The organism is Sphingobium cupriresistens, assembly GCF_004152865.1.
GTDB classification, from domain to species: Bacteria; Pseudomonadota; Alphaproteobacteria; order Sphingomonadales; family Sphingomonadaceae; genus Sphingobium; species Sphingobium cupriresistens.
In genome coordinates this window covers 1-2,195 of record NZ_SEOO01000101.1, presented here as the reverse complement: position 1 = coordinate 2,195, position 2,195 = coordinate 1, and the positions used below count along the sequence as shown (strand labels likewise).

The window sequence follows — 2,195 nt, the reverse complement described above, 5'->3', positions numbered from 1 at the left end:
CAGCTCGCCCGCGTCGGCAGTGTTGCTCAGATAGGTGAGCCTTTTTGATCCGACCCGTTCGCTGACCCGCGTGAGTCGACCCACCGCAAAGCCGTAAAGATAGGCCGAGTAGGGCCGAGGCGCTTTCCAGGTATGGATCTCGCTGCCGTCCGCTCCCGGTCGCCGCACGATCATGTTGCCGACTGACAGGCTGGTCATCCCGGCCGGAACACGCAGATCGAGCGAGAAGGCCGCTTTCTCGCCGAACTTGTTCTGGGAACACACCATCCAGTCGCAGGCAAAATAGCTGGTGTAGAGCGTCGTCGCCGAGCCGGCGAACCCACGTGCAGGGCGGCCATGATAGGACAACTCCAGCTTGACCGTGCGTCCACGCCGGAGCGGCCGGGGCAGATCGAAGCCGAGCACATCGCCTTCCACAGTATGAGCGAGCGCCACGCCATCGAGGGTTGCACTGTCGATGCCGAGAGTGTTGGCGGAGAAATTCAGCCGCCGGACGCCATCCACCGTCGCGCGTAGCGTGATCTTCTCACGTCCCGCGACGGTCCTGTTCTCGATGTCCGGGGTAAGCGCGAGCCTGTAGCTCGCTACCTCGAATCCATCCCCAGGCCTGTTGGCGGCGAACGCAGGGCTGCACAGCAACCCCAGAGCCGTCCCGGCTAACGGTGACGCCAACATTCTGCGGATCACTGATGCCCCTTTATACTCATAGCTTCTATCGATGGGGCCAACACCTAGGCGCGGTCGTGGTAGGATCACGCCGGCTTTGCCGCAGGCGCGGAAGATTGGCGTCCAAGCGTCCGATACACGGTTGGCCGCGATATCGAGAACACCTCGGCGAGATCGCTGATCGAATAGTCGTCGGTGTCGTACATGCGGCGCAACTCCTTCTGCTGGCGATCCGACAGCTTGGGCTTCTTGCCGCGCAGCTTCCCTTTCGAACGTGCGACCACCATGCCTTCGCGGGTCCGCATCCGGATCAGGTCGGCCTCGAACTCGGCGAAGGTGGCGAGGATGTTGAAGAACAGCTTGCCCATCGGGTCGGACGGATCGTGGACACTGGCCCCGAGCTGTAGCTTTACGCCCCGCATGGCGAGGTCGTCGCCGATCGCGCGCGCGTCGGGCACCGACCGCGCAAGACGGTCGAGCTTGGGCACCACCAGCGTGTCGCCGCTTCGGACCGCCGCGAGCGCCTGATCCAGACCGGGGCGGGTCCGGTTCGTCCCGGTAAAGCCCTTGTCGGTGTAGATGCGATTGGCCGCGACGCCGAGTTTGACCAGCGCGTCCTGTTGGGCGGCAAGGTCCTGTTTGTCGGTGGAGCATCGGGCGTAGCCGATCAGCGTGTGTGTCATGGTGAAATCTGTAACGTAAAGGGGTCCCTCAACGCAAAAGATATAGTACCATCTATATGAGACTCGGCTTTTGGCGGTTTCCCGTGCCTCGACAGGTCAGCTGGCGACCGTCCGCTGAACGATCCTCTTTCGGACGGGGCAGATCACCATGACCGATGATCGTAAGTCGGAATCGGGAAGTGCCGAAGTCGCGCCACGGATGGCTGTGCTCCGTCGGCACCTCCATGATGCGGTGCCGCTGGACCAAGCCGCGACCGACGCCGGCATCTCGCTCCGCACCGCTCGCCGCTGGCTCGCCCGCTACCGCGCCGATGGTCCGGCGGGGCTGGCGCGTCCTACCCGACCCGAAGCCGGCAAGCGTACCTTCCCGAAAGAACTAGTCGAACTGATCGAGGGCATGGCGCTGCTCAAACCGCCGCCATCGATCGTGACCATCCATCGCCGTCTCGCCGCCATCGTCGGCGAACGGCAATGGCGAATGCCGTCCTATGGCAGCGTGCGCGATATCGTGCGGCGGATCGATCCGGCGATGCTGACCTTGGCACATGAAGGTGCTGCCGCCTTCCGCGACAAGTTCGAGTTGGTGCATCGGCACCGCGCCGAACACCCCAATGCGATCTGGCAAGCCGATCACACCCAGCTCGATATCCTGATCCTCGATGCCGGCGGTCGCCCGGTGCGGCCGTGGCTGACGACGGTGCTGGACGATCACTCGCGCGTGATAGCAGGCTACATGGTTTTCCTCGGCGCGCCCTCCGCGCTCAACACGTCGCTCGCGCTGCGACAGGCGATTTGGCGCAAGGCCGATCCGACCTGGCCGGTATGCGGCATTCCCGACGTCCTGTA

2 protein-coding genes and 1 pseudogene are annotated in these 2,195 nt (G+C 63.9%); 1 reads left to right on the top strand and 2 read right to left on the bottom strand.

Features of this window, described 5'->3' with window-relative positions; genetic code table 11:
- Together EWH12_RS21740 and EWH12_RS21735 are read right to left on the bottom strand one after the other, a co-directional pair.
- Positions 1 to 687 (bottom strand): annotated as a pseudogene (locus EWH12_RS21740) (M1 family peptidase); the annotation flags it as partial.
- 65 nt (positions 688 to 752) lie between these two features.
- Positions 753 to 1,349, bottom strand: coding sequence for a recombinase family protein (locus EWH12_RS21735; protein ID WP_048575153.1), 597 nt, complete (start codon positions 1,347 to 1,349; stop codon positions 753 to 755).
- A 148-nt stretch (positions 1,350 to 1,497) separates the two neighbouring features.
- On the opposite strand from EWH12_RS21735, the gene EWH12_RS21730 reads away from it, so the two are divergent.
- A partial coding sequence (locus EWH12_RS21730; RefSeq protein ID WP_165363700.1) for a leucine zipper domain-containing protein occupies positions 1,498 to 2,195 on the top strand: 698 nt, incomplete at its 3' end.

Excerpts from the sequence above, each read along its gene's own strand:
- EWH12_RS21735 (WP_048575153.1), bottom strand. The coding sequence starts at position 1,349 with ATGACACACACGCTGATCGGCTACGCCCGATGCTCCACCGACAAACAG.